General features: G+C 60.7%; 21 protein-coding genes. 12 read left to right on the plus strand and 9 right to left on the minus strand.

Features of this window, described 5'->3' with window-relative positions:
• The first annotated feature begins 220 nt into the window (after nucleotides 1-220).
• Together parC and BS629_RS26040 are read left to right on the plus strand one after the other, a co-directional pair.
• A complete protein-coding gene (gene parC / locus BS629_RS26035) occupies nucleotides 221-2,476 on the plus strand; it encodes a DNA topoisomerase IV subunit A (protein ID WP_018241504.1) in 2,256 nt (751 codons plus the stop codon).
• Between the two features lie 211 nt (nucleotides 2,477-2,687).
• The gene (locus BS629_RS26040) at nucleotides 2,688-3,146 is read left to right on the plus strand and encodes an SRPBCC family protein (RefSeq protein ID WP_018241505.1); all 459 of its coding nucleotides are present in this window, start codon (nucleotides 2,688-2,690) and stop codon (nucleotides 3,144-3,146) included.
• Here the strand turns inward: BS629_RS26040 and BS629_RS26045 are convergent.
• The 6 genes from BS629_RS26045 to hemB all read right to left on the minus strand — a co-directional run bounded on the left by BS629_RS26045 (nucleotide 3,130) and on the right by hemB (nucleotide 7,411).
• On the minus strand, nucleotides 3,130-3,471 hold the full coding sequence (locus tag BS629_RS26045) for a type II toxin-antitoxin system death-on-curing family toxin (protein WP_063824128.1): 342 nt from the start codon (nucleotides 3,469-3,471) through the stop codon (nucleotides 3,130-3,132). The genes BS629_RS26040 and BS629_RS26045 overlap by 17 nt on opposite strands.
• A gap of 36 nt (nucleotides 3,472-3,507) precedes the next feature.
• Nucleotides 3,508-3,729 carry an AbrB/MazE/SpoVT family DNA-binding domain-containing protein gene (locus BS629_RS26050; protein ID WP_018241507.1) on the minus strand — a complete coding sequence of 74 codons (222 nt, stop codon included), beginning with the start codon at nucleotides 3,727-3,729 and terminating at the stop codon, nucleotides 3,508-3,510.
• 57 nt (nucleotides 3,730-3,786) lie between these two features.
• Nucleotides 3,787-4,674: a DMT family transporter gene (locus BS629_RS26055; protein ID WP_018241508.1), complete on the minus strand. Its 888-nt coding sequence runs from the start codon at nucleotides 4,672-4,674 to the stop codon at nucleotides 3,787-3,789.
• Nucleotides 4,675-5,451, minus strand: a complete 777-nt coding sequence (locus BS629_RS26060) for an arginyltransferase (RefSeq protein ID WP_018241509.1) — start codon at nucleotides 5,449-5,451, stop codon at nucleotides 4,675-4,677. It lies immediately after the preceding gene.
• A gap of 206 nt (nucleotides 5,452-5,657) precedes the next feature.
• On the minus strand, nucleotides 5,658-6,116 hold the full coding sequence (locus tag BS629_RS26065; RefSeq protein ID WP_018241510.1) for an RDD family protein: 459 nt from the start codon (nucleotides 6,114-6,116) through the stop codon (nucleotides 5,658-5,660).
• A 281-nt stretch (nucleotides 6,117-6,397) separates the two neighbouring features.
• Complete coding sequence (gene hemB / locus BS629_RS26075) at nucleotides 6,398-7,411, minus strand: porphobilinogen synthase (RefSeq protein ID WP_018241511.1); 1,014 nt, start codon at nucleotides 7,409-7,411, stop codon at nucleotides 6,398-6,400.
• Between the two features lie 229 nt (nucleotides 7,412-7,640).
• On the opposite strand from hemB, the gene BS629_RS26080 reads away from it, so the two are divergent.
• From BS629_RS26080 to BS629_RS26110, 7 genes are all read left to right on the plus strand, one after another.
• Nucleotides 7,641-8,078: a DUF6163 family protein gene (locus BS629_RS26080; RefSeq protein WP_018447468.1), complete on the plus strand. Its 438-nt coding sequence runs from the start codon at nucleotides 7,641-7,643 to the stop codon at nucleotides 8,076-8,078.
• Nucleotides 8,079-8,206: 128 nt separating this feature from the next.
• Nucleotides 8,207-8,722, plus strand: a complete 516-nt coding sequence (gene ldtR / locus BS629_RS26085) for a transcriptional regulator LdtR (protein WP_018241512.1) — start codon at nucleotides 8,207-8,209, stop codon at nucleotides 8,720-8,722.
• Between the two features lie 441 nt (nucleotides 8,723-9,163).
• Nucleotides 9,164-10,465 carry a L,D-transpeptidase family protein gene (locus BS629_RS26090; protein ID WP_018241513.1) on the plus strand — a complete coding sequence of 434 codons (1,302 nt, stop codon included), beginning with the start codon at nucleotides 9,164-9,166 and terminating at the stop codon, nucleotides 10,463-10,465.
• Between the two features lie 215 nt (nucleotides 10,466-10,680).
• Entirely contained in the window at nucleotides 10,681-11,979 is a 1,299-nt protein-coding gene (gene glyA, locus BS629_RS26095; RefSeq protein WP_003547182.1) for a serine hydroxymethyltransferase, read from the plus strand.
• A gap of 9 nt (nucleotides 11,980-11,988) precedes the next feature.
• Complete coding sequence (nrdR, locus tag BS629_RS26100; protein ID WP_003547190.1) at nucleotides 11,989-12,465, plus strand: transcriptional regulator NrdR; 477 nt, start codon at nucleotides 11,989-11,991, stop codon at nucleotides 12,463-12,465.
• A gap of 3 nt (nucleotides 12,466-12,468) precedes the next feature.
• Nucleotides 12,469-13,590, plus strand: coding sequence for a bifunctional diaminohydroxyphosphoribosylaminopyrimidine deaminase/5-amino-6-(5-phosphoribosylamino)uracil reductase RibD (gene ribD, locus BS629_RS26105; protein WP_018241514.1), 1,122 nt, complete (start codon nucleotides 12,469-12,471; stop codon nucleotides 13,588-13,590).
• A complete protein-coding gene (locus BS629_RS26110; protein ID WP_026188350.1) occupies nucleotides 13,590-14,201 on the plus strand; it encodes a riboflavin synthase in 612 nt (203 codons plus the stop codon). The genes ribD and BS629_RS26110 overlap by 1 nt, the downstream gene beginning before the upstream one ends.
• A gap of 31 nt (nucleotides 14,202-14,232) precedes the next feature.
• Here the strand turns inward: BS629_RS26110 and BS629_RS26115 are convergent, their stop codons facing one another.
• From BS629_RS26115 to BS629_RS26125, 3 genes are all read right to left on the minus strand, one after another.
• On the minus strand, nucleotides 14,233-14,748 hold the full coding sequence (locus BS629_RS26115) for a GNAT family N-acetyltransferase (RefSeq protein WP_018241516.1): 516 nt from the start codon (nucleotides 14,746-14,748) through the stop codon (nucleotides 14,233-14,235).
• Nucleotides 14,749-14,775: 27 nt separating this feature from the next.
• Nucleotides 14,776-15,297: a cupin domain-containing protein gene (locus tag BS629_RS26120; protein ID WP_018241517.1), complete on the minus strand. Its 522-nt coding sequence runs from the start codon at nucleotides 15,295-15,297 to the stop codon at nucleotides 14,776-14,778.
• Nucleotides 15,298-15,506: 209 nt separating this feature from the next.
• A complete protein-coding gene (locus BS629_RS26125; protein ID WP_018241518.1) occupies nucleotides 15,507-15,866 on the minus strand; it encodes a hypothetical protein in 360 nt (119 codons plus the stop codon).
• A gap of 347 nt (nucleotides 15,867-16,213) precedes the next feature.
• On the opposite strand from BS629_RS26125, the gene ribH reads away from it, so the two are divergent.
• The 3 genes from ribH to BS629_RS26140 all read left to right on the plus strand — a co-directional run bounded on the left by ribH (nucleotide 16,214) and on the right by BS629_RS26140 (nucleotide 19,492).
• Complete coding sequence (gene ribH / locus BS629_RS26130) at nucleotides 16,214-16,669, plus strand: 6,7-dimethyl-8-ribityllumazine synthase (RefSeq protein WP_018241519.1); 456 nt, start codon at nucleotides 16,214-16,216, stop codon at nucleotides 16,667-16,669.
• Nucleotides 16,670-16,672: 3 nt separating this feature from the next.
• Nucleotides 16,673-17,155 (plus strand): transcription antitermination factor NusB, encoded by a 483-nt coding sequence (nusB, locus tag BS629_RS26135; RefSeq protein WP_018241520.1) that lies wholly within the window; start codon nucleotides 16,673-16,675, stop codon nucleotides 17,153-17,155.
• Nucleotides 17,156-17,353: 198 nt separating this feature from the next.
• A complete protein-coding gene (locus tag BS629_RS26140; protein ID WP_018447477.1) occupies nucleotides 17,354-19,492 on the plus strand; it encodes a sodium-translocating pyrophosphatase in 2,139 nt (712 codons plus the stop codon).
• Nucleotides 19,493-19,743 lie beyond the last annotated feature (251 nt).

A 19,743-nucleotide genomic window follows, 5' to 3' on the forward strand; every position in this document is an offset into this window, starting at 1 on the left:
GTGGCGTGGTGGCGGTTGGAAATCTGCAGTTACGCTACTACGGATTGGGCCAGCTTTATATTTGCGGATCTCTAAATTTCTGTTGAGAGGAACGGCAAACGAAGTCCAAATTGCGGCGGAACGTTTGTCTCATCCTTTGATGTCAGTCCCAAGACTTCATCCACAGCCGTAATGGCCCGGATTCCTTGCCCGCCGGCCGCTTCTGAGCTAGTCAGGACCTATGGGACAAGAGATTTTGCCGCCTTCCGGCGGAGACGACGATCATATCCAACCGGTCGACCTCAAGGCGGCGCTCGAGCAGCGTTACCTTGCCTATGCGCTGTCGACCATCATGCACCGTGCCCTGCCTGACGTGCGCGACGGGCTGAAGCCCGTTCACCGCCGCATCGTCTATGCGATGAACGAAATGGGGCTGAGGCCGAACTCGGCCTTCAGAAAATGCGCCAAGATCGTCGGCGAGGTGATGGGTAACTACCATCCGCACGGCGACCAGTCGATCTACGACGCGCTTGCCCGTCTCGCCCAGGATTTCTCGCAGCGCTACACGCTGGTCAACGGCCAGGGCAATTTCGGCAATATCGACGGCGACAGCCCCGCCGCCATGCGTTACACCGAATCGAAGATGACGGCGGTCTCCGAGCTGCTGCTTGAAGGCATCGATCAGGATGCCGTCGATTTCCGCGACACTTACGACGAATCGAATTCCGAGCCGGTCGTCCTTCCCGGCGCCTTTCCGAACCTGCTCGCCAACGGCTCCTCCGGCATCGCCGTCGGCATGGCGACCTCGATCCCGTCGCACAATGCCCACGAGCTTTGCGATGCCGCCCTGCATCTGATCAAGCATCCGGATGCGACCGTCGAAAAACTCGTCGAATTCATTCCCGGCCCGGATTTCCCCACCGGCGGCATCATCATCGACAGCCGCGACAGCATCATCGAGAGCTACCGCACCGGCCGCGGCGGTTTCCGCGTGCGGGCGAAATGGCAGACGGAAGATCTCGGTCGCGGCGGCTACCAGATCGTCATCACCGAAATTCCCTTCCAGGTGCAGAAATCGCGGCTGATCGAGAAGATCGCCGAGCTGCTGATCGCCCGCAAGCTGCCGCTGCTGGAAGATATCCGCGACGAATCGGCCGAGGACATTCGTGTCGTGCTGGTGCCGAAGACACGCAGCGTCGATCCGACGATCCTGATGGAATCGATGTTCAAGCTGACGGAGCTCGAAAGCCGCTTCCCGCTCAACATGAACGTGCTCTCCATGGGCCGCATCCCGCGGGTCATGGCGCTGAACGAGGTGCTGAGGGAGTGGCTGGACCACCGCCGCGAAGTTCTGCAGCGCCGCTCGCGCTTCCGTCTCGCCGCGATCGACAGACGCCTCGAAATCCTCAGCGGCCTGCTGGTCGCCTACCTCAACATCGATGAGGTCATCCGCATCATCCGCGAGGAGGACGAGCCGAAGCCGGTCATGATGGCGCGCTGGGATCTCACCGACAATCAGGTCGAGGCGATCCTCAATATGCGGTTGCGCGCCTTGCGCAAGCTGGAAGAGTTCGAGATCCGCAAGGAATTCGACGAACTCACCAAGGAAAAGGGCGAGATCGAGGCGTTGCTTTCCTCCGACGACAAGCAATGGCAGACGGTCGCCTGGGAAATCGGTGAGGTGAAGAAGAAATTCGCCAAGGCAACGGAGGTCGGCCGCCGCCGCACCCAGTTTGCCGACGCGCCCGAGACTGACGAGGAAGCAATCCAGCAGGCGATGATCGAGAAGGAACCGATCACCGTCGTCATTTCCGAAAAGGGCTGGATCCGCGCATTGAAGGGCCATATCGCCGATACGGCAACGCTGACCTTCAAGGAAGGTGACGGCTTGAAGATCGCCTTCCCGGCGCAGACGACGGACAAGATCCTGATCGTCACGACAGGCGGCAAGGCGTTCACGCTCGGCGGCGACAAGCTGCCGGGCGGCCGCGGTCATGGCGAGCCGCTACGCATCATCGTCGATATGGATAACGACCAGGCGGTGCTGACCGCTTTTGTCCATGATCCCTCGCGCAAGCAACTGATTGTCTCGACCGCCGGCAACGGCTTCGTCGTGCCTGAAGCCGAACTGGTCGCCAATACGCGCAAGGGCAAGCAGATCATGAACGTCGGGCTGCCCGAGGAAACGCAGCTGCTCGTGCCCGTCAGCGGCGACCATGTCGCCGTCGTCGGCGAAAACCGCAAGCTGCTGGTATTCCCGCTGGCGCAGGTGCCGGAAATGTCGCGCGGCAAGGGCGTGCGTCTGCAGCGTTACAAGGATGGCGGCATTTCCGACGTCCGTTGCTTCGCGATATCAGACGGCCTCGTCTGGGAAGACAGCGCCGGCCGCACCTTCACGAAGAACAAGGATGAACTTGCCGAATGGCTGGCCGACCGCGCCACCGCCGGCCGCACCGTGCCAAAGGGCTTCCCGCGCAGCGGTAAATTCGCCGGCTGAGGCACGAGAGCACCGCGCGTCTTTTCAGACGCGCAAAGAACGCTGTAAAACTTAGATGCAGTAAATTCCGCGCCAGACTCTTGGCGGGCGCGACAATTCCTCTATTTCAATCCTGTTAGCAAAAATATGAGCAGGCCGGCTCCGGAGGCGGACGGAATGGCCGCAGGCCGCGCACGGGAGGAGTGCGCGCGCCATTACCGGAGGAAAATAGATGCCCGCCAGCACCATCAAACTGCATGTCAGCCACACCTATAGGGTGCCGCCCGCCGTTGTCTACGACGCCTGGCTCAACCCCGAAATCGCCCGCCGCTTCCTGTTTGCGACCGATGACGGTCACGTCATCCGCGCCGATATCGATCCGCATGTCGGCGGCCGTTTCTTCGTCGTCGACCGCCGCCCGACCGGCGACGCCTTCCACCAGGGCGTCTTTTTGGAACTGAAGCGCCCGCAGCGCATGGTCTTCAGCTTTTCCGTCGAGGAACACGACCACAATTGCGACCGTGTCGAAATCAACATCGAGCCTCTTGGCGGCGGCAGTCGTCTGACGCTGACCCACGAAATGTGCGCCGAATGGGCCGAACACGAGGAAAAGACCCGGCAAGGCTGGGCGCATGTGGTCGAAGGGCTTGGCAGGGAACTGGAGCAGCAGCAGTTCAAGGCGACGGGTTGAGCGGTATGCTGAAATCTCGAAGGAAGCGGGTCGCACCTTCCTCGTCGATCTCGCCTGCGGCTACCTCTAGTACAAATACAATGACCTGCGCTTTATCGGCATTGATGACATAGCGGTTGATGTAGAGAAACGTAAACGCCGCGAGATAGCCGGTACGCTTGTTTCCATCCGCGAATGGGTGGTTTCTAACAATGGCATTGAGATAGGCTGCGGCGAGTACGAAGATGTCGGTCTCGCCGTATGCAGCCTTGTTAAGCGGGCGCGCTAAGGTTTCCAATGCATTGGCATCCCGCAGGCCAGGCAGACCGCCATGCTCATCGTGCATATTCAATCGCTTGGCGGCTCAGCCACTGAAGCCGTATCATTTCCCGAGTTCACGGAGTGCCACCCGATATTTTTCCATACCGATGCGGGCCGCCCGCATTTGCTCGGCAAGATCCGCCGATTCCGGTACAAGCTGAATATTACCCTCGATCTCTCGCAGTTCGAGGCTGTCGCCGCTGCTCAGGCCCAACCGCTGCAGCACCTCTTTAGGGATGATAATACCCTCGGAATTGCCGATCTTGCGGATTGTGACGTTCATCGTTTTATCCTCTGTGATAGCGGCGTTATAACATGAGGCCGAGCAGGCGAGACCGTCCTAGCCTGCCATTTGAACGATGCTTTTCCTCCGCACCATCCAGACGGAATGGGCTGCGATCGCCGCCACCAGGATGCCGCCGCCGACCAGTGTCATGGTCGTCGGCGTTTCCGCAAAGATCAGCCAGACCCAGATCGGTGCGAGAACGGTTTCGAGCAGGTAGAACATGCCGACCTCAGGCGCAGAGAGGTAACGCGGCCCGGTCGCCAGGCACCAGAAGGCAAGCGGCATCATCACCGCGCCGTTGAAGAGGATCCAGGCGGGATGCTCGATCGAAAAACCGCCGGCTGGCATGACCGAGATCAGGCCGACCGCCGCCGGCAGCACCGTCGAAAGCAGGGAGACGAAGCCCATCTCCCGGCGCGAGGCGCGGCTGACGGTGATGGCGGCGGCAATGATGAAGGCGGTCAGCAGCGCCATGATATCGCCGAAGAGATGGCCGCCCGAAAGCCCGTCCCGCACGATCAGACCGACGCCGAAGATCATCGCTGCCATGGCGATCAGCGTAGCTAGCGCCGGCCGCTCCTTGAGGAAAATCCAGGAAAGCAGCGCGGCGAACATCGGATTGAAGGCGACGATGAAAACGACATTGGCCGTCGACGTGTTGAAAACGGCAAGAAGGAAGACCACCGTCGTCAGCCCGTAGAGCAGGCCGGTGACGAGGCCCGGCCACCCCGGCACGAGCACTGGCCATCGCCCCTTGGCGATCCTGAGCACTGTGGCTACCAGAAGCGTCACGCCAAGGGTCGCGATGCTTCTCGCGGCAAGGATCGACCACAGCTCGCCGTCGGCGAGCCGCATGAGCGGGATATCCACGGAAAGCGCCAGCCCGCCGATCGCCGTCAGCAGCAGGCCCTTCCGATGGTCGGAAAGAGCGGTGGGGAACATTCAGTCGTGGGTGCTCTCGGGCATGGACGAGGGATCGAAGCGTTCCCAGCCGCGCGGGGTCAGATGCTCCTGCGGCTGGAAGCGCGTCTTGTAGTCCATTTTCCGCGACCCTTGAACCCAGTAGCCGAGGTAGACATGCGGCAGTCCCAGCGCTTTTGTGCGCCTGACATGGTCGAGAATCATGAAAGTGCCGAGCGAACGCCGTTCAAGCGCCGGATTGAAATAGGAATAGACCATCGACAGCCCGTCGCTCATCGTGTCGGTAAGGGCGGCAGCCAGCAACTCGCCCTTTGGTCGCTGCTCCAGTCCGGAGCCTTCCTCGCGCCGGCGATATTCGATGATTCTCGTATTCACATGCGTGTCTTCCACCATGATTGCATAGTCGAGCACGGTCATGTCGGACATGCCGCCCTGCTGGTGGCGAAAATCGAGATAGCGTCGGAAGAGCGAATATTGTTCGCTGGAAGGTTGGGCTGCGAATTCGGTGGCGATGACGTCGGAATTGGCGCCAAGCACCCGCTTCATCGATTTCGTCGGCTCGAACTCCTGGGCGAGAATTCGCACGGAAACGCAGGCGCGACAGGATTCGCAGGCCGGGCGATAAGCGATGTTCTGCGAGCGGCGGAAACCGCCCTGCGTCAGGATGTCGTTCATCTCGGCGGCGCGCGGGCCGACCAGATGGGTGAACACCTTTCGCTCCATCTCATGCGGCAGGTACGGACACGCAGCCGGAGCCGTCAGATAAAACTGCGGTGATGGCGTCGTCTGCGTATTCATTTGTCGCGGAAATTTCCTTGTCGAGACCGTGCCGTTTCCTGACAGCATGACCTAAGAATAAAAAACGTCAACAGCGGGGCGTTTTTCGCCCTTCATATCAGTCTTCTAATTTTAAATATGGAGCGCTGGCGCCCGTCCGCAAAGAGAAGGCGGAGACTTTATTTCGTCTCCGCCCCGGGATCGCATTTAGGGTTTCAGCCAAGGTATCAGGCTGTGCGCACCGTCGCCGTGCCGACCAGCAGGTCGTGGACGAGACGGCTGCGCTCGATAAACAGGCCGGCAAGCAGGATGAGCGGCGTCAGCACCGAGTTGAGGATCCAGAACAGCGCCAGATGCACGATCGCCGTCATGAAATCCATCGGCCGTCCATCGATGCGCACGATCGCGATACCCATCGCGCGCATGCCGAGCGAGGCCTGGCTCGGCCCGCCCACAGTCAGGCCGAAGTAAATGCCGGCGACGATGACGAAGAGGGCAGGGTAGAGAAAGAAGCCGAGCCCCAGCGTGACGATCGACAGGAAGAACAGCACGATCGCCGCGGGAATGCAGAGCAGCGCCACGATGACATAGTCGAGAATGAAGGCGAAGACCCGGCGGCTCAACACGCCGCTATAGGCGCGCCAGTCCTCCGGGGCGGCATAAAGCGGATTGGGGTTGTAGCTCATCTCAATCTCCTCAGGAAAAGCGATGCCGCTGATATGGTATCGGCAGGGCAAAATGCAATAATCTGCCCCAGATGCGAATGGTTTTAGGCCGGATCGGCCCAAAACCATCCGCATCTAAATTAAAGAAATGGAGCATGATGTCGTCCGAAAACCGCGGACCCTTTTCGGCATCATGCACTACAACGCCGCGCGTCTTTTGAGATGCGCGAAGGACGCTGTAGCACTTTGAATCGCTGCATAATTTTATCCTTAAATCGATTCCGATTTAAGGAATTATGCAGTCATCGCTTTGCGAGAATTTTCGCCACTTCGACCGCGAAATAGGTGAGGACACCGTCGCATCCCGCCCGCTTGAACGACAGCAGCGTTTCGAGCATCGCCCGCTCGCCATCGATCCAGCCGTTCATCGCCGCCGCCTTGATCTGCGTATATTCGCCGGAAACCTGGTAAGCGAAGGTCGGCAGGCCGAAGGCCTCCTTCATCCGCCAGCAGATATCGAGATAGGGCAGGCCGGGCTTGACCATCAGCATGTCGGCGCCTTCTTCGACGTCGAGGGCCGCGTCGCGGATTGCCTCGGTGCCGTTGGCGGGGTCGATATAATAGGTCTTCTTGTCGCCTTTCAGCAGCCCGCCCGTCGAGATCGCCTCGCGATAGGGACCGTAGAAGGCGGAGGCGAATTTCGTCGCATAGCTCATGATGCCGACGCTCTGGTGGCCGGCCGCATCGAGCGCCATGCGGATCGCGCCGATGCGCCCGTCCATCATCTCCGACGGCGCGATGATGTCTGCGCCGGCATCCGCCTGCATGACGGCGGCGCGTGCGACCTGGTCAACGGTCTCGTCGTTGACGATCTCGCCGCCCCTGAGAATGCCGTCATGGCCGTGGCTGGTGAAGGGATCGAGCGCGACGTCGGTAATGACGCCGATATTGGGCACCGCCTTCTTGATCGCCGCCGTCGTCTGATTGATCAGATTGTTGGCCTCGAGGCTGTTCGAGCCGGTCTCGTCACGCAGTTCCATCTCGATATTCGGAAAGGTGGCAAGCGCCGGAACGCCGAGGCCGGCCGCTTCGCGCGCGGCTTCCACGGCCTTGTCGATGCTCATGCGGTTGACGCCCGGCATGGCCGGGATCGGATCGATGATGCCGGAACCCGGCACGATGAAGATCGGCCAGATCAGGTCATCGACCGTCAGCCGGTTCTCCTGCACCAGCCGGCGTGTCCAATCCGCCTTGCGGTTGCGCCGCATGCGGCGATGACCGGTGATGTCGTCGACGAGATGCGTCCTGTCCTGCATGATATCTGTCCTTGGCCCATTCCATTTATCGGAGCGCTCATTATCATGGCGCCTGGAAAATCCAAACCGGACGATTGGCCGCGGCGGAAAAACCTCTGGCGCATAACCCGAAAATCGAAATGGATTTTCGGGTTATGCGCCAACTCGATGTTATAGAGCGTCCCTGGCGCGTCGTGTCAGACGCGCGGGCGCCCTTGTGAAGATGCAACCCCAAACCGATGTCTGCGCTATGGAAACCGAATCCCCGACGATACCGAAACGCACACTGGCGGATATCCTCTTCATTCTCTTCCTGAGGCTGGTTGCCGTATCCTGCTTCTGGTTTGGCCTGCAATATTGGGCGATGCTCGTCGGCTATTCGCTGGTCGGCGCCGGCCGCTTCGATCTTTTGAGCCTGCCGTGGAAGGTGGCGAGCACCAGCCTCGCCGTGCTCTTCCCCGTCGCCTCCCTCGGCCTCTGGCTCACCGTCTCCTGGGGACCGGTCATCTGGGTGCTGGCCGCCGGCGGGCAGATCCTCATGTATGGCCTGCTGCCGGATATTTTCGGACCCAACCAGCTGATCATCCTGCTGCATCTCATGGTCGCCGTCGTCTACTGGATTTTCCGCCTGCTGCTGTGGCTGGAAAAGCGCCGGCACCGCCGCCAGGTAAGTGTTGATTTACCCTGAGACAACGTGGGGTTAGCGGTAAGGCTCCGTTAAGCCTGCGGTTTAAGTCGAATTTTATATGTATTCGATAGGGTCTCACTCAAGGCGGGAAGAAAACACACCGCCAAACAAACAGTGAGGCAGTCAATATGAACACGAAAATTAAGCCGCAGGCGGTATCGAACTTCCGTGACCAGCAGGATCATGACATCCGTGATCTTTACATGGAATCCCTTCACCTCGTTGAACGTCTGCACCGTCGTCTTCTCGACGTCATCAAGGACGAATTCGACCGTCAGGGTCGCAGCGATGTCAACGCCATCCAGGCGCTGCTCCTTTTCAACATCGGCAACTCCGAGCTGACCGCCGGCGAGCTGCGCTCGCGTGGCTACTATCTCGGCTCCAACGTCTCCTACAACGTCAAGAAACTGGTCGATCTCGGTTTCATCAACCACCAGCGCTCGCGCATCGACCGCCGCTCGGTCCGCATCAGCCTGACCGAAACCGGCCAGGACATCGCCGAAACGGTGGCCAAGCTCTACGAACGCCACATCGCCTCGATCGACAAGGTCGGCGGCATCGGCACCGACGAGTTCACGCAGATGAACAAGCTGCTCCAGCGTCTGGACCGTTTCTGGAACGATCAGATCCTGTACCGTCTCTAAGACCCCTGACCTCCTTCCAGGGTTGCAGAAAATCGGACGTGTCCCTGCACGTCCGATTTGCCGTTTGATCCGCGTGGCATCTTTGCAACGCATGGCAGGCAAGCGCAAAGCCCGGTATTCAAGCCGTTTTTTAGCCGTTATTAACCGGCACGCTTTACCCCGTCATATGGTTCGTTGTGTCGTGTTTCCGGTAGCCGGCAGTCCTTCTACCCACCCGGCAACACGAATTGGCCATATTGGTGTGGCAGCGGAAGGCTTAACAACCGGCGCTTTCAATGGACCGATCAGGAATGCTGGCTGTCGCATCGCAATCTTGTGATGGGGCAAGCGGAATTTTTTGATGCGCCGGGACAACGAATGGACTGGGATCTGCGTTAAAGCGCAGTGATATCGCAAAGAGCCCGCGGCATCTCTTTATCGCCGCAGTCAGTGGTTGGGACTATGTCGAAGAAAAACGGAATTGAAGCTCTCTCGCGCCGCGCATTCCTTGCGTCCGCGGCAACGGTTGGCGCCAGCGCGATTGCTGCGCCGGCATTCGCGCAATCGGCGCTCGATACGCTGATCAATGCGCCGCGCCGCGGCAACTGGGACGACCAGTTTGACGCCAAGGCGGCTTCGCGCACGGCGACCGCCATGGTTTCCAACACGCCGATCCTCGGCCCGCAGTCGGTTGCGAGCGCGCAGCAGGCGATCATGCAGTATCAGCAGATCGCCGCAGCCGGCGGCTGGCCTGAGGTCAACCCCGGTGACCAGCGCCTGCAGCTCGGCGTTAGCTCTCCTTCCGTCCAGGCGCTGCGCCAGCGCCTTGCGATCACCGGCGACCTGCCGCGCGAAGCCGGCATGTCCAACGCCTTCGATTCCTATGTCGATGGCGCCGTCAAGCGCTTCCAGGCCCGCCACGGTCTGCCGTCCGATGGTGTTCTCGGCGAATTCACGCTGAAGGCGATGAACATTCCTGCCGATGTCCGCCTGCAGCAGCTGAACACCAATCTGATCCGCCTGCAGACCTTCCCCGAAGACATGGGCCGCCGTCACCTGATGGTCAACATCCCGGCCGCTTATGTCGAGGCTGTCGAAGACGGCAGTGTCGCGACGCGCCACACCGCGGTTGTCGGCCGCTTGAGCCGCCCGACGCATCTCGTCAATTCGAAGATTTACGAGGTCATCCTCAATCCTTACTGGACGGCGCCGCGCTCGATCGTCGAAAAAGACATCATGCCGCTGATGCGCAAGGATCCGACCTATCTCGAAAAGAACGCCATCCGCCTGATCGACGGCAAGGGCAATGAAGTCGCCCCCGAAACCGTCGATTGGAACGGCGAGGCGCCAAATCTGATGTTCCGTCAGGACCCCGGCAAGATCAACGCCATGGCCTCGACGAAGATCAACTTCTACAACAAGAACGGCGAGTATATGCACGACACGCCGCAGCAGGGCCTGTTCAACAAGCTGATGCGCTTTGAATCGTCGGGCTGCGTCCGCGTTCAGAACGTCCGCGACCTGACGAACTGGCTGTTGCGCGAGACCCCCGGCTGGAGCCGCCAGCAGATGGAGCAGGTGATTGCAACCGGCGTCAACACGCCGATCAAGCTCGCTGCGGAAGTTCCTGTCTATTTCGTTTACATCTCTGCCTGGGGCATGCCCGACGGCATCGTCCAGTTCCGCGACGACATCTATCAGATGGACGGCAATGCCGAGCTGGCGCTCGACACCACGGCGGGCATGGAACAGCCGGTCCAGTAAGCGGCGACCTTTGCATCGTGATTTGAGAACCGCGCTTTCGGGCGCGGTTTTTTTATGTCCGAGGAGACGCTCCTCGATGTCGTCGCCAAGGATCGGCCGGTGCGACCACAAAAGAGCGAGAGCGCGCGCTTTGCTCAGCAAATGTCGTTCTTCGTATTGCCCTCGCCACGGCGGAAGGCTAATACCTCAGCGCATTCCAGTTGAGGAGCCCGCCCATGACCAATGCTTCCACCGAATCCTTCTTCAATCGCTCGCTTGCGGACGTCGATCCCGACATTTTCGGCGCGATCGGAAAGGAACTCGGTCGCCAACGGCACGAGATCGAACTGATCGCTTCTGAGAACATCGTCTCCCGCGCCGTGCTGGAAGCCCAGGGCTCCATCATGACCAACAAATATGCCGAGGGTTATCCCGGCAAGCGTTATTACGGCGGCTGCCAGTTCGTCGATATCGCCGAGGAACTGGCGATCGAGCGCGCCAAGAAGCTGTTCGGCGTCAATTTCGCCAATGTTCAGCCGAATTCCGGCTCGCAGATGAACCAGGCGGTGTTCCTGGCGCTGCTGCAGCCGGGTGACACCTTCATGGGTCTCGACCTGAATTCGGGCGGCCACCTCACGCATGGTTCGCCGGTCAACATGTCCGGCAAGTGGTTCAATGTAGTCTCCTACGGCGTGCGCGAAGGCGACAACCTGCTCGACATGGATGAAGTGGCCCGCAAGGCCGAGGAAACCAAGCCGAAGCTCATCATCGCCGGCGGCACTGCCTATTCCCGCATCTGGGACTGGAAGCGTTTCCGCGAGATCGCCGACTCGGTTGGCGCCTACCTCATGGTCGACATGGCGCATATTGCCGGCCTCGTTGCCGGTGGCGTTCATCCGTCGCCATTCCCGCACTGCCATGTCGCGACGACGACGACCCACAAGTCGCTGCGCGGCCCGCGCGGTGGTGTCATCCTCACCAATGACGAGGATCTGGCCAAGAAGTTCAATTCGGCCGTCTTCCCCGGTCTGCAGGGTGGCCCGCTGATGCACATTATTGCCGCCAAGGCTGTGGCCTTCGGCGAGGCGCTGCAGCCTGAATTCAAGGATTATGCCGCCCAGGTCGTCAAGAACGCCAAGGCGCTGGCCGAAACGCTGATATCGGGTGGCCTTGACGTCGTCTCCGGCGGCACCGACAACCACCTGATGCTGGTCGACCTTCGCAAGAAGAACGCCACCGGCAAGCGCGCCGAGGCAGCGCTTGGCCGCGCTTACGTCACCTGCAACAAGAACGGCATTCCCTTCGATCCGGAAAAGCCCTTCGTTACTTCGGGCGTGCGCCTCGGCGCACCGGCCGGCACGACTCGCGGCTTCAAGGAAGCTGAATTCCGCGAGATCGGCAATCTCATCGTCGAGGTCCTCGACGGGCTGAAGGTCGCCAATTCCGATGAAGGCAACGCTGCCGTCGAAGCCGCTGTGCGCGGCAAGGTGGTCAACCTCACCGACCGCTTCCCCATGTACGGCTACATGGGATAAGGAGTAGGGATGCGCTGCCCCTATTGCGGTTCGGAAGATACCCAGGTCAAGGATTCGCGCCCGGCGGAGGACAACACGTCCATCCGCCGGCGGCGTATCTGTCCGGATTGCGGCGGCCGCTTCACCACGTTCGAACGTGTGCAACTGCGCGAGTTGATGGTCATCAAGAAGACCGGACGCAAAGTGCCCTTCGACCGCGACAAGCTGGTGCGCTCCTTCGAGGTGGCGCTGCGCAAACGCCCGGTCGAGCGCGATCGCATCGAGCGCGCCGTCTCCGGTATCGTCCGCCGGCTTGAAAGCTCCGGCGAGACCGAGATCTCCTCCGAGCAGATCGGCCTGCAGGTGCTGGAAGCCATGAAGAGCCTCGATGATGTCGGCTTCGTGCGCTATGCCTCGGTCTATCGGGATTTCTCGCTTGCCGAGGATTTCGAGAAGGTTATTTCCGAAATCAACGCCAAGATCGCCCGCGACCCGCTGGACAGGTGAGCCATGAGCATCACGCCGCATGACGAACGTTTCATGGCGGCGGCGATCCGTCTGTCGCGCTGGCATCTCGGCCGCACCGCCACCAATCCTTCCGTCGGCTGTCTGATCGTCAAGGACGGCGTCATCGTCGGCCGTGCCGTGACCGCCCTCGGCGGCCGCCCGCATGCCGAGACGCAGGCGCTCTCTGAAGCCGGCGCGCTGGCCCGCGGCGCTACCGCCTATGTGACGCTCGAACCCTGCTCGCATCACGGCAAGACGCCGCCCTGCGCCGAGGCGCTGATCGCCTATGGTGTTGCCCGCGTCGTCATCAGCGTCACCGATCCCGATCCGCGGGTCTCCGGCCGCGGCATCGCCAGGCTGCGCGAAGCTAGCATAGAGGTGGACGCCGGCGTGCTGGAGGCGGAGGGCAGGCAGTCGCTTGCCGCCTATCTCACCCGCCAGACGAAGAACCGGCCCTATGTGACTCTCAAACTTGCCGTTTCCGCCGATGGCATGATCGGCCGCCAGGGGGCAGGGCAGGTGGCGATAACAGGCCCGGAGGCCCGCGCCCAGGTGCAGGCGCTGCGCGCCGAAACCGATGCCATCCTGGTCGGCATCGGTACCGCGATTGCGGATGATCCGCTGCTGACTGCGCGCTCGCCAGGTCTTGAATCACAATCGCCGATCCGCATCGTCCTCGATCCTTCCCTGGCATTGCCGCTGACCAGCAGACTCGTCGGGACGGCGCGGGAGGTGCCAGTCATCGTGGTTACGAGTGAGGAAGGATCATTGTCGCAGGCAGAGGGTGATATCGCATCCACAGAGATGGAATCTTGCCGCGCAGCCCTCGAGGCCGCCGGCGTCGAGGTCGTCCATTGCAATCCCTACCATCCGGAAGTCCTGCTGCCGGCACTCGCGACGCGCGGTATTTCCTCGCTTCTGGTCGAGGGCGGTGCAAAGACGGCGCGGCTTTTCCTCGAGGCTGGCCTCGTCGATCGCATCCAGCTTTATCAGGCGCCTGTTATGATTGGCGAGGGTGGTATTGAATCCCCGCTTGATGCAACCGACATACCATCGGGTTTTGCCCATACGGGCACGCTGATGTTCGGCGGCGATCGCCTGGACGAATACGAAAGAGGGCTTTGATGTTCACCGGAATAGTCACCGATGTCGGCACGGTCGAATCCGTTTCCCCGCTGAAGGAAGGTATCCGGCTGCGGGTCGCGACCGCCTATGATCCCTCAACCATCGATATGGGCGCCTCGATCTCTCACGCCGGCATCTGCCTGACTGTCACTGGACTTCCGACCGAGGGAAGCAACGGCCGCTGGTTCGAGGTCGAGGCCTGGGAAGAGGCGCTGCGACTGACGACGATCGGCAACTGGCAGGAGGGCAGCCGCATCAATCTTGAACGGTCGCTGAAGATCGGGGATGAACTCGGCGGTCACATCGTTTCCGGCCATGTCGACGGCAAGGCGGAAATCCTCTCGGTAACAGCAGAGGGCGACGCCACGCGCTACCGCCTGCGCGCGCCCGAACATCTGGCGAAATTCGTCGCCCCCAAGGGGTCGATTGCACTCGACGGTACTTCGTTGACGGTCAATGCCGTCGACGGCACGGATTTCGACGTGCTGCTCATCCGGCACACGCTTGAGGTCACCACCTGGGGCGAGCGCAGGGCCGGTGATTTCGTCAATTTCGAAGTCGACACTATGGCGCGTTATGCCGCCCGGTTGGCTGAGTTCCCCAGCACATAACCGTCGAAAATCGGAATCGACGTCCGACGCTCTAACGCGAAAATTGAATGATATCGCCGTTGTACTGGGTGCGCGCCGTCTCGCGGAAGCCGAGCTTGGCCGCAACCCGCAGCGAGGCCTGGTTCTCGGGGCTGATGATGCAGCTCATCGGTTTACCCGGGAAATGCGTTTCCGCCCAGCCGATCAGGACGGTCAGCGCCTCGGTGGCATAACCGCGGCCGTGCGCCGAGGGTATCAGCGCCCAGCCGACCTCCATCGTCCCCTCGATCGAGGGTTCCATCTCGCGCCGGGCTTCCAGGAAGCCCGCTTCGCCGATGAACCGGCCGCTCCCCTTTTCGACGATCGCCAGAAAACCGAAGCCCATATGATGCCACATGCCGGCAACGCGTAGCATGCGGCTCCAGCTCTGCTCGCGTGTCGATGGCACGCCGGTGATGAAGCGCACGACATCCTCGTCCGCCCATAGTGCCGCATGCGCGTCGAAATCGTCGAGGCGGTGAGGGCGAAGCGTCAGCCGCGCCGTTTCGAGGGTTGGAATGTCGGTCACATCGGGTCCTTGTGAAATAACGTGTCCTCAGGCGCCGGGCTCGCCGTCCCAATAGTCGAGATCGCCTTCCGGCCGTCCGATATGACGGAAGCGCTTGGTTTCTGTATTGTCCCTGTTGGTCTTGGCTGCCCAGTTCGTTTTGGCAAGGAACTTTCCGGAATCGGGATATTCGACGATCTCGGTCCTCGCCATTGTCGAAATGCCGAGATAGACGAGTGTCGCCGTGCCGGTATTGATGATCTGGTGCGCCGTTTCAGGCCCGCCGGCCGGCGCGCCGAGCACGTCGCCCGCCTTGATCACATGGCGCGCGTCGCCGAAGCGATATTCGCCAGAGCCCGCGATCACATAGAAGAGCTCGTCTTCGACATGGTGGTTGTGGAAGGGGCAGCCTGATTTGCCGGGAGGTACCTCGTTGTAGCTGACGCCGAGGCTGGCCAAGCCAAGAAGCGCACCGAAAGAGGTGTCGGTGCTTTCATAGAGCTCGCCCTGTTTCCAGTGGTCGAGCTTGAGATCGGCGGTATTGATCACCGCCTTCGGTTCCGTTGCCATGACGTCCTCCTGTTTCAGCAAGAGAAGCCGTCATCCCAGGAAAATTCAATGCTTATCTCCGATATCCCCAGCATGGGCGGAGAGGAGACCGCCGCCCATGCTTCGAGCGCCGTGCGTCGAATAGGACGCGTGAAGGACGCTCTATCACTTCGACCCACGCATACCCCCCCGAAGATCGTTCCGATTTTCGAGGTTATGCGCTGGAGCCGTCAACGAACGTAGAAGGTTATGCTTCCATCGGCCGCCTGCTCGGCGTTGACCACATTGCGAATGTTGACACCTTCATTGTTGAGACGGTGGGCAAGCGACCTGTTGGCATCGATCGACGCCTGGATGCCACGGATAGCCTCGCCGGAGCGCAGCGGTGCCGAGTGTGGGCCGCTCGTCGCGTCGTCGAAGTTGCGCCAGTTGTAAACCTCCTGGACATTGAAATCATTGCCCTGGAAACCCCTGAGCGTCTGTTCGATGCCTTGAGGGGTGTTCATTCCGAGGCTTTCGGCCCGGCTGACGCCGGCAAAGGCGAGGGAGGAGAGGGCGGCAGCGAGGGTGATGGTGAGAACGCGGTGCATGATTTGTATCCTTTCATCTGCTTAGACGGTCGGCTGTCGTTGCAGGGGATCGTCTGCGTCACGACATGAAATTGGCGTTCTCCCATTCGCGATTCAATGGGTTAAGCCACTGAAAAGACATTAAGAATTGTTCATGAAAACTGCCTTCGAATTGCCGCTTTCCGGGCGTCCGGGAAAGCTGAATTCAGAGGCTTGCCCAGCTGTGCATACAGGGCGCGGCTATCCCCTTGCAGATATTTCCTCTTTCCCATTGCGGCATCGGGCGAAATTGCTTGCCATTCGGACGAAGGCATGTTTTGACCGCGGGCTGCCGAGTGGGTAAATGTCCCGCCAACCGAAGGTGAACCATGTCGAGAGAGACCGCTCCCCATATTTTGATCGTTGAGGCCCGCTTCTACGACGACATGGCCGACGCCCTGCTCGAAGGCGCGACCTTCGCATTGACAGAGGCCGGCGCCACCTTCGAGGTCGTCACCGTCCCCGGCGCACTGGAAATTCCGGCGGCGATTGCCATGTCGCTCGATGGAGACGACAATGGCGGAACGCATTATGACGGCTATGTCGCCCTCGGCATGGTCATTCGCGGCGAGACCTATCACTTCGATATCGTGTCGAATGAATCCTCGCGCGCCTTGATGGATCTCGCGGTCAGCGAGTCCCTTGCCATTGGCAACGGCATCCTGACCGTCGAAAACGACGAACAGGCATGGGCGCGCGCGCGCCGCTCGGACAAGGACAAGGGCGGATTTGCCGCTCGTGCAGCTCTGACCATGATCGAGTTGAAGCAGAAACTGGGTGCATAACGAATGAACGACGACAAGACGGAACGGCCAGTCAAGACTGCAAACCAGCGGGGCGCTGCCCGTCTTGCTGCCGTTCAGGCACTTTATCAGATGGATGTCGGCGGCACCGGCGTTCTGGAGATCGTCGCCGAATACGAGGCGCACCGTCTTGGCCAGGAACTCGACGGCGCGACCTATCTGAAGGCCGATGCCGCCTGGTTCCGTTCCATCGTCTCCGGCGTCGTGCGCGATCAGGTCCGCCTCGATCCGCTGATTGCCGCAGCCCTGCAGGATGATTGGGCGTTGTCGCGCCTCGACAGTACCGTGCGCGCCATCCTGCGCGCCGGCGTCTTCGAGATCACCGACCGCAAGGACGTTCCGGTGGCGGTCATCGTTACCGAATATGTCGAGATCGCCCAGGCTTTCTTCGATGACGACGAGCCGAAGCTCGTAAACGCCGTGCTCGACCGCATCGCAAAGCAGGTTCGCGGCGAGGCGAAGAAATAAGTCTTTCGCCGCCAAATAGTCCTCCCGCTTCTTTCTTCGCACCGCAATGGTTTTCGCCCGTTGCGGTCTTGACGCCACGTGATCGACCACGCAATCTCCGCAACGCTTAGCTGTGGCATTTCTGTGGAGAGGAAGGCGATTCGGCGGCGTATCTGCCGGAGAAGGAGTGATCTCCGGCCTATGGGAGGAAAGAGCGAAATGACGATTCTTTTATGCGTAATCGCATGCGGTCTGCTCTCGGTGGTTTATGCCGCCTGGGCAACCCGGTCGGTGCTTGCCGCCGATCAGGGCAATAGCCGCATGCAGGAGATCGCGGGCTATATCCGCGAAGGCGCTCAAGCCTATCTGACGCGCCAGTACAAAACCATTGCCATTGTCGGCGTTGTTGTTTTCATTTTAGCCTGGCTGCTTCTTTCCGCCGAGGCCGCGATCGGCTTCCTGATCGGCGCCGTGCTTTCCGGTGCTGCCGGTTTCATCGGCATGCACGTTTCCGTCCGCGCCAATGTGCGCACCGCCCAGGCGGCTTCCGTCAGCCTTTCCGCCGGCCTCGACATCGCCTTCAAGTCGGGTGCGATCACCGGCATGCTGGTGGCTGGCCTGGCGCTGCTCGGCGTCTCCATCTACTATACGGTCTTGACCGTCGGGCTCGGCCATGAGAGCGGCTCGCGCGAAGTCATCGATGCGCTGGTGGCGCTCGGCTTCGGCGCTTCGCTGATCTCGATCTTCGCCCGTCTTGGCGGCGGCATCTTCACCAAGGGCGCCGATGTCGGCGGCGATCTGGTCGGCAAGGTGGAAGCCGGCATTCCCGAAGACGATCCGCGCAACCCGGCAACGATTGCCGATAACGTCGGCGACAATGTCGGCGACTGCGCCGGCATGGCCGCCGACCTTTTCGAGACCTATGCGGTCTCTGTCGTCGCCACCATGGTTCTTGCCGCGATCTTCTTTGCCGGCGCGCCGATCCTCCAGTCTGCGATGGTCTATCCGCTGGCGATCTGCGGTGCCTGCATCATCACCTCGATCATCGGCACTTTCTTCGTCAAGCTCGGCTCGAACGGCTCGATCATGGGCGCTCTCTACAAGGGCCTCATCGTCACCGGCCTACTGTCGATCGTCGGACTTGGTGCTGCCACTTCGCTCACCATCGGCTGGGGATCGATCGGTTCCGTCGGAGGCGCCGACATATCAGGCGCACACCTCTTCTTCTGCGGCATCGTCGGCCTCGTCGTCACTGCGCTGATCGTGGTGATCACCGAATATTATACCGGCACGGGCAAGCGTCCGGTCGTCTCGATCGCCCAGGCCTCGGTCACCGGTCATGGCACCAACGTCATCCAGGGCCTAGCCGTCTCACTGGAATCGACGGCGCTGCCGGCGATCGTCATCGTCGGCGGTATTCTCGCCACCTACCAGCTCGGCGGCCTGTTCGGCACCGGTATTGCGGTCACGGCGATGCTCGGCATCGCCGGAATGATCGTCGCGCTCGACGCCTTCGGACCGGTGACGGACAATGCCGGCGGTATCGCCGAAATGGCGCATCTGCCGCCGGAGGTGCGCAAATCCACTGATGCGCTCGATGCCGTCGGCAATACGACCAAGGCCGTCACCAAGGGTTATGCCATCGGCTCCGCCGGTCTCGGCGCCCTGGTTCTCTTCGCGGCCTACTCCTACGACCTCAAATATTTTGCAGCGAATGGCGACAAGTTCCCTTATTTCGCCGGCATCGGCGAAATTTCCTTCGATCTTTCCAACCCTTACGTGGTGGCGGGATTGATCTTCGGAGGTCTCATACCCTACCTCTTCGGTGGCATCGCTATGACCGCCGTCGGCCGTGCTGCCGGCGCGATCGTCGAGGAAGTGCGCCGTCAGTTCAAGGAAAAGCCCGGCATCATGCAAGGCACGGAAAAGCCGGATTACGGCAGGGCGGTCGACCTTTTGACCAAGGCCGCCATCCGCGAGATGATCGTGCCCTCGCTGCTGCCGGTGCTGGCGCCTATCGTCGTCTATTTCGGCGTTCTTCTTATCTCTGGTTCCAAGGCCTCCGCCTTTGCCGCCCTCGGCGCATCGCTCCTCGGCGTCATCATCAACGGCCTCTTCGTCGCCATCTCGATGACATCGGGCGGCGGCGCCTGGGACAATGCCAAGAAGAGCTTCGAAGACGGGTTCGTCGATAAGGACGGCGTGCGCCACATGAAGGGCTCGGATGCACACAAGGCCTCCGTCACCGGTGATACCGTCGGCGATCCTTACAAGGATACCGCCGGCCCTGCCGTCAACCCGGCGATCAAGATCACCAACATCGTCGCGCTGCTGTTGCTCGCCGTTCTCGCTGGATAAACAAAGACCGCCGGCTTGGCGTGGTACACTTCACGCCAAGCAGAGGCAATTACAGCGCCGCGCGTCTTTCTAGACGCGCAAAGGACGCTGTAACACTTTGAATGGCTGCATGATGTTATCCTTAAATCGATTCCGATTTAAGGAATCATGCAGTAAAAAGCCCGCCGGAGTGAACTGACCCCAATAAGTTGGACGGTTTAAAGGCTGGTTAGATTTAAGGGCTGAGTTCTGTATTGCACAGGGCTCAGCCC

Source organism: Rhizobium leguminosarum bv. viciae USDA 2370 (assembly GCF_002008365.1).
Classification (GTDB): domain Bacteria; phylum Pseudomonadota; class Alphaproteobacteria; order Rhizobiales; family Rhizobiaceae; genus Rhizobium; species Rhizobium leguminosarum.